The organism is Pseudonocardia hispaniensis (genome assembly GCF_042658695.1).
GTDB lineage: Bacteria > Actinomycetota > Actinomycetes > Mycobacteriales > Pseudonocardiaceae > Pseudonocardia > Pseudonocardia hispaniensis.
Genome location: NZ_JBHSQW010000039.1, coordinates 18,512 through 25,016, shown reverse-complemented (window position 1 = coordinate 25,016; position 6,505 = coordinate 18,512). Strand labels below are relative to the sequence as shown.

Annotated in this window: 7 protein-coding genes; 5 read left to right on the top strand and 2 right to left on the bottom strand. The window is 70.2% G+C overall.

Features of this window, described 5'->3' with window-relative positions; translation table 11 throughout:
* On the top strand, window positions 1-731 hold a 731-nt coding region (locus ACFQE5_RS19150), incomplete at its 5' end, for a hypothetical protein (RefSeq protein ID WP_379586905.1).
* On the opposite strand, the gene ACFQE5_RS19145 is transcribed toward ACFQE5_RS19150, so the two are convergent.
* Window positions 645-2,051, bottom strand: a complete 1,407-nt coding sequence (locus tag ACFQE5_RS19145; RefSeq protein ID WP_379586904.1) for a YlbE family protein — start codon at window positions 2,049-2,051, stop codon at window positions 645-647. The two genes, ACFQE5_RS19150 and ACFQE5_RS19145, sit on opposite strands and share 87 nt — an antisense overlap.
* A gap of 138 nt (window positions 2,052-2,189) precedes the next feature.
* Here ACFQE5_RS19145 and ACFQE5_RS19140 point away from each other — a divergent pair, with 138 nt between their 5' ends.
* The 3 genes from ACFQE5_RS19140 (at window position 2,190) to ACFQE5_RS19130 (ending at window position 4,433) form a co-directional block, all read left to right on the top strand.
* A complete protein-coding gene (locus ACFQE5_RS19140) occupies window positions 2,190-3,200 on the top strand; it encodes a type I glyceraldehyde-3-phosphate dehydrogenase (RefSeq protein WP_379586902.1) in 1,011 nt (336 codons plus the stop codon).
* A 64-nt stretch (window positions 3,201-3,264) separates the two neighbouring features.
* Window positions 3,265-3,726, top strand: a complete 462-nt coding sequence (locus ACFQE5_RS19135; RefSeq protein WP_379586900.1) for a DUF5313 family protein — start codon at window positions 3,265-3,267, stop codon at window positions 3,724-3,726.
* A 170-nt stretch (window positions 3,727-3,896) separates the two neighbouring features.
* Window positions 3,897-4,433 (top strand): hypothetical protein, encoded by a 537-nt coding sequence (locus ACFQE5_RS19130; RefSeq protein ID WP_379586899.1) that lies wholly within the window; start codon window positions 3,897-3,899, stop codon window positions 4,431-4,433.
* Between the two features lie 54 nt (window positions 4,434-4,487).
* On the opposite strand, the gene ACFQE5_RS19125 is transcribed toward ACFQE5_RS19130, so the two are convergent.
* Window positions 4,488-5,474 carry a carbamate kinase gene (locus ACFQE5_RS19125; RefSeq protein WP_379586897.1) on the bottom strand — a complete coding sequence of 329 codons (987 nt, stop codon included), beginning with the start codon at window positions 5,472-5,474 and terminating at the stop codon, window positions 4,488-4,490.
* A gap of 206 nt (window positions 5,475-5,680) precedes the next feature.
* Here ACFQE5_RS19125 and ACFQE5_RS19120 point away from each other — a divergent pair.
* Window positions 5,681-6,505, top strand: an 825-nt coding sequence (locus ACFQE5_RS19120) for an NAD(P)/FAD-dependent oxidoreductase (RefSeq protein WP_379586896.1), incomplete at its 3' end; no start/stop codon positions are given.

Here is a 6,505-nt window from a genome sequence, read left to right as displayed (position 1 = left end):
GGGTCCGGGTGGGACCCTCGCCGGGCTGGTCCGGGCCGGGCCACCCGCTGGCGACGGTTGACCTGTTCCTTCCCGGTGCACCGTCCGTGGCTGCGCAACCGCCTCCGGAGGCATCGTGTGGTACCGCCCCGACGCCGGTCGACTCCGCCGTCGCGGCACTGGCCACGCCCGGCATGGCCCAACCGGTGACCGCGACCCTGCCTCGGGCGAGTCCGGCCGCCGTGCTCGCCCGGCGCAGCGCGGCCTGGGAGTCGTGTACCGCGGGTGGCGAGATCCCAGCGGGCACGCTGGCCACCGTGGTCGGCGCGGCGCGGGCCGTCGGCGTGCGCCGCGCCGTCGGGATCCGGCGAGGGGAGCAACCGGAACTGGTCCGGGGGCTGGCCGCACGCTCGTGCGGCCAGCCCGAGGTCGCCGCCGCGGCGGCGCTCGTGCTCGTCACGGGGGCCGCCGAGCCGTCCCCGTCCACGGTGCTGGGCGAGCTCACCCGGGCGGGCGTCGCCGTCCACGCCGCCTGGCTCGCCGCGACCGCCGCGGGTCTGCCCGCCCGGCCGGTCGGCTGCTGGGTCGATGCGGTGGGGTCCGGGCCGGACGGCCGGGAACGCGTGCTGCACGGGCTGGCGCTCGGCCCGCCCGGGTCGGCTGACCTACGCGAGCCGGCGGTCGAGGTCGTGCAGTGCGTCCACGAAGCAGTCCAGCGGGGCGGTGGCCACGCCCGCGCCGACCTGTCCTGAGCCGTCATGGGCGTGCAGGATCCCGGTCGTCACCTTGGGCGTGATCCCGGATTCGACGACCTTGCGGACGTCCACGCCCAGCGGGGTCCCGGCGAACCCCATGGGAGGCAGAGTGAATCGGCTGCTGGAACCGGCGCAGATCGCGCGGAAGCCCTCGGTCGCCGCCGCGGCGTCGGCCATCGTTCCGCCGAGGAACGCCGCCACCGCGAATGATCCACCCGCGGCCGGGCCGCCCAGCCCGGTCAGTTCGAGCACGGCGCTGTCGCCGATGTCGCGGGCCGCGACGTGCGGGCCCTGACCGGGTTGGTACATGGCCTCGCCGACCGGCGGGGCCTCGGTGAGATGCCAGGTCGGGGCGCCGGCCAGCTTGATGCCGAACGTCGTGCCGTTGCGGGACATCGTGGTCACGATGCTCGAACCCGTGACCTGCTCGGCCCACAGCTGCAGCGACTTGGCTGCGGCCATCGCCAGGTTGAGGAAGAACAGGTGGTTGTCGCCGAGGTACCGGGCGAAGGGGACGCGCGCGGCCTCGGGCAGCGCGGCCAGGTACGGCAGCCAGCTGCGGGTGAGCAGGTTGGTGGCGGCCTGGGTGCGCATGTGCAGGTCGTCGCCCATCGAGACGCCCTGTGCGGCGATCGCGAAGATGTCCAGTGGCCCGGCCGCGTCGATGATCGCGGCCAGGGCGGGCCCGCCGGTCTCGGCCAGGAACCGCAGCCGCGCGATGGCGGCGTCGGTCTCGCGGCCGAACCAGGCGACCTCGCCCGGGCCCTGGTTCACCGAGGAGAACGCGCGGGTGCCGCCCTCCTGGTTCTCCACGATCAGGGCAGGCTGTGACGGCCCGATCGCGCTGGCCATCGGCACCACGGTGTCATGGTGGTTCGCCGCGTCCAGCCGGACCTCGCCGTCGTGCAGCAGCCGGTCGGCCTCCGCCACGTCGACGGCCCATCCCTCGGCGACCACGGCCGCCCGCATCGAGCGGCGGAGCGGGTCGCAGTGCTCGGCGTAGGGCAGTACGGGTCCGCAGTGCAGCAGCATCCGCCCTTCCACACCGGGCACCGCCGCACCGAACGTGGAGACCCCGACCAGCCGGGGTACACCGGTGTCCAGCCGGCGCACGACCTCGGCGTTGGCCTCGTCGATGGTGGCGGCCGCGGGGCCGTAGAGCCGGGTCAGCGCGGTGACCGCGGCAGCGTCGCCGCCCGCTGGGATCCGCCAGTCCACCTGCTGCACCGGACGACCCTGTTCCCGGACGGCGTCGGCGAACATCGGCAGCCCGACGTTCACCACCTCGACCTCACCCGGCAATACCACCTGCGTCATCGGACCGTTCCTCCTCGGCGTCCCGGGGTATTTCCTAAAGTAGATGATAGAACACTATAGGGGATGGCACCGTTCCCTGTCGCGAGGCATCGACGGGGCACGCATGGGCCACCGGGACCGATCGAGGAGAAGACGGACATGAGCGGCGGACGTGTTGCGGTCAGTGGGTTCGGGCGTATCGGCCGGCATTTCCTGCGGGCCGCGCTGGCCCGTGGATCCGAGCTCGACATCGTCGCGATCAACGATCTGGCCACCCCGGCGACGATGACCCACCTGCTCCAGTACGACACCGTCCAGGGTCGGCTCGACGAGGAGGTCACGCTGGTCGGTGACCGGATCGAGGTGGGGTCGCGGGAGCTGCGGTTGTTGTCCACGCGCCATCCGTGCCTGGCGCCGTGGGCGGATCTGGACATCGACGTCGTGGTCGACTGCTCCGGGCGGTTCACGAGCCGGAAGGCGGCCGGTGATCACCTGGTGGCCGGCGCGCGCCGCGTCGTCGTCTCGGCACCCACCCGCTCGGCCGACCTGACCGTCTGCATGGGCGTCAACCACGACCGATACAACCCGGATCGGCACTACGTGATCTCCAACGCCTCGTGCTCGACCCATTCGGTGGCGGCGATGGGCACCGTGCTGCACGACGCCTTCGGCATCGCGTCGGGCTGGATGACCACCGTGCATGCGATCACCAACGACCAGGTCCTGCTCGATGCCCCGCACCACGAGCTGCGTCGCGCGCGGGCGGCGGGGCAGAACATCGTGCCTGCCTCGACCGGAGCCGACCACGACCTGGGCCAGGTGATCCCCGACCTGGCGGGTCGGCTGCAGAGCGTCGCCATTCGCGTGCCGGTGCCCGCGGGCTCGTTGACGGATCTGACCTGCATGTTGGACATCTCGGTGACCGAACGGCAGGTCAACGACGCGTTCCGGGAAGCGGCGGCGGATGGCCCGCTGCGTGGCGTGCTCGGCTTCACCGACGCCCCGATCGTCAGCTCCGACGTGCTGGGGGACGCGCGCTCGTGCGTGTTCTCGGCGGCCGACACGATGGTGCACGGGGACCAGGTCAAGGTCTACGGCTGGTACGACAACGAGTGGGCCTACGCGAATCGCCTGCTGGACCTGGTCGAACTGGTGGCGGGCGTCCGATGAGGACCGCGTCCCCGGCCGGGTCGGCGCAACGTCCGTGCAGCGCCGGTAGGCAAGGGTGGTCGGCATGAGTGACATGATCGACGACGCAGCCGCCGGGGCGAGGCGCGAGGCCGGGGGCCGGGCCGCCCCCCGGCCTCGCCCCGGGCTCCTGCGCTGGCTGTGGTACGCCCTGGGCGGACGGCTGCCCGACCGGTACCGCGTCTGGGTCCTGCACGACGTCTCCACGCGCTCGTGGGCGCTGCGCCACCTGTGCCGCACGGCCGTGCAGCTGTCCCCGATCGCGGTCCTGCTGTTCCTGTTCCTGCCCGGTTCGGTGTGGGTGCGGGTGGGCGGCGTTGTCGGCGGGATGCTGCTCGGCTTCATCTACTCCATCGCCTACATGAACGAGTCCTGCGAGCACCGCGCCGTCAAGGCCGGATATCCCTCCGGCTCCGCAGCCGCGGCGCGCGAGGCGGCCCACGCCACGGAGCGCGCCGCGTCCGCGCAGCGTTATGCCGAGCAGTGGCGCCGATCCGCAGAGCCCTGACGACGATCCTGCGCGGGATCCCCAAACCGGGGCCCGGCGATTCACGCGATCGTCGGCTCCCGATCGCAGTCACATTTCGGTAACGCGAAGAATCCACTGTGGAATATAGTGGAGGTCACATCTATGATCCGACACACATTGCAACCGTCCGCTCCCTGAAGGGGAAGTCCATGCCGCCGATCGCGCTCATCTTCACGGTAACCGGTGCAGCGTTATGGGTCATTTCGACCTACTTCCTAGGATGGGGCTCGAGGCCAGCCGAAGGATCTGGCCCCGACCCCTTGCGCACTGTTGGGGTCGCCGCTCTCGTCGCGGGTCTCGTGGACATCATCCAGGCCGTCTATATCGTTGCGGCACGGCCGGATCCCTTGGGGGAGCAGGCAGTCGTTCTGAGCGGCCTGGTCGGCTTCTATGGCCTGTTCTTCACCGTCGTCGGTGTGGCAGCCATTTGGGGCATGGATTTGCGACCGGTGGGTAACCTTGCGATCGTCGTCGGTGTAGTACCACTCTTCTGGTGGAACTTCTTCGCCGGCGGCTGGCTGTTCCGGTCGATTCTCGTAGTGTGGGCCGTCGCCTTCCTGGCCGTCACCCTGACTGTATATGCCCGTCTTTCCCCGCGGGCTCTCGGTGCGATCTTGCTCGCCACGAGTGTGTATACGTTCTTCGTTCCGCCGGTGTTGCTGGCGCTCGGACGTGCAATTCCCTAGACGGTGGAAAGAGGGTCCGCGAATGCCTGGACGGCTATTCGCGGACCCTCTCGGTCAGTTCCCGGGCGTGCCGACGGCGGACGGGGCGGGAGCTGCCACGATGCGCGTCCCCACCCGGCCGTCGATTCCCGGGGTGTCGCGCAGCGCCGCGGCGGCGTACTCGGGGGTGGTGATGACCACGGTCCTGCCTCCCTTGCGCAGGAAGCGAATGGCCGCCCGGACCTTCGGGCCCATGCTGCCCTCGGGGAACTGTCCATCATGGAGGTGTCGTTCGGCCTCGTCGACATCGATCTCGGTGATCGTGCGCTGCCGTGGCGTGCCGAAGTCCAACGCCACGTGGGCCACACCGGTGACGAGCACGAGCGCCTCGGCGCCCAGTTGGGTGGCCAGCTGTTGCGCGGCGTAGTCCTTGTCCACCACGGCATCGACACCGGTGTAGCCGTGTCCGTCGTCGACGACCGGGACGCCGCCGCCTCCCGCCGCGACGACGACGACACCGCTCTCGACCAGGGTGCGAATGGTCCGGGCCTCGACGATCGTCTGCGGCTCCGGGGAGGCGACGACCCTGCGATATCCGCGGCCGGCGTCCTCGGTCATCGACCAGCCGCGGGTCTCGGCCAGTTCGGCGACGGTGTCCGCGGGGAAGAACGGGCCGATCGGCTTGCGGGGGTCGGCGAACGCCGGATCGTCGAGCGACACGGCGATATGGGTCACGACGGTCGCCACCTCGATGCCGTCCCGCGGAGCGGTCTGGTGCAGCGACATCGCGATCAGGCTGCCGAGCTGTCCCTGCGTCATCGCGCCGAGCGCCGACAGCGGCTGCGGCGGAACCAGGGCCGACCCCTCTTCCTGCTGGATGGCGAGGTTCCCGACCTGAGGGCCGTTGCCGTGCACCACGACCACGTTCCAGCCGGTGCGGCGCAGCGCATGCACGGTCTGGGCCATGGCGCGTGCGTTGTGGGCCTGCTCGGCGTAGGTGCCCTGTTGGTCCTCGCGGGTGAAGGCATTGCCCCCGAGGGCGACGATGGCAGTCCTCGACATGCGGTTCCTCTCTGGTGCGCTGAGCGCCCGCCGCAAACGGCCCCGGCCGCCCGTCGGGGCGCTGCCGGTGATGGGCCGTTCGGAGCGAAGCCGGAGACAGGGGGTCTGTTGACAGCCCCGCGATGTGTCTTATAGTAGACACATCATCGTATAGTAGATGACATCGGTTGACCATCCCGTTCCCAGGACGGTGGAAGGCGGTTCGAGTGCCGCGTAAGACAGTGGTGATCGGCGGGGGAGCGGCGGGGCTGGGCGCCGCCGGCGGCATCAAGGCCGCGAACCCGTCCGCAGAGGTGATCGTCTATACCCAGTTCGAGGACGTCGCCTACAGCCCGTGCGGCATCCCGTATGTGCACGGGGGCGAGATCGAGAGCTTCGACAAGCTCATCCTGGCCGGAAAGCAGGCGTATGTGGACGCCGGGATCGACGTCCATTACGAGACCGAGGTCACGGCGATCGACACCGCGGCCAAGACGGTCGCGGTGGCCGGTGAGGGCGCTGTGCGCTACGACCGGCTGGTCATCGCCACCGGGTTCACCTATGCGGATCCCGGGGTGCCCGGCAGTGATCTCGATGGGCTGTACTACGTCAAGAACATCCGCCGGGCGGCCGAGTGGGACAAGGTCATCGCGGACACCAAGCGTGCGGTGGTCGTGGAGGCTTCGCCGTTGGGTGTGGAGATGGTGACGGCGTTGGCGCATCGTGGGATCGAGACCCATTTGATCGACCCCAACCCCTATCCGCTGGCGGCGATGGCCGATCCGGACATCATGGCGCCGGTCGAGGAGTCCTGGCGGGAGTTGGGGGTGCATCTGCACTTCAACACGACGTTGGAGGCGTTCCTCGGGGATGGCGGTCGGCTGCGTGCGCTGAAGACCTCCTCCGGTGAGATCGAGGCCGAGCTGGCGGTCGTCGCGACGCACAAGACTCCGAACAACCGGCTCGCGTCGGCGGCCGGTATCAAGCTGGGGTCGACCGGTGGGATCGTGGTGGATGACCACATGAAGACCTCGGCGCCGGATGTGTGGGCC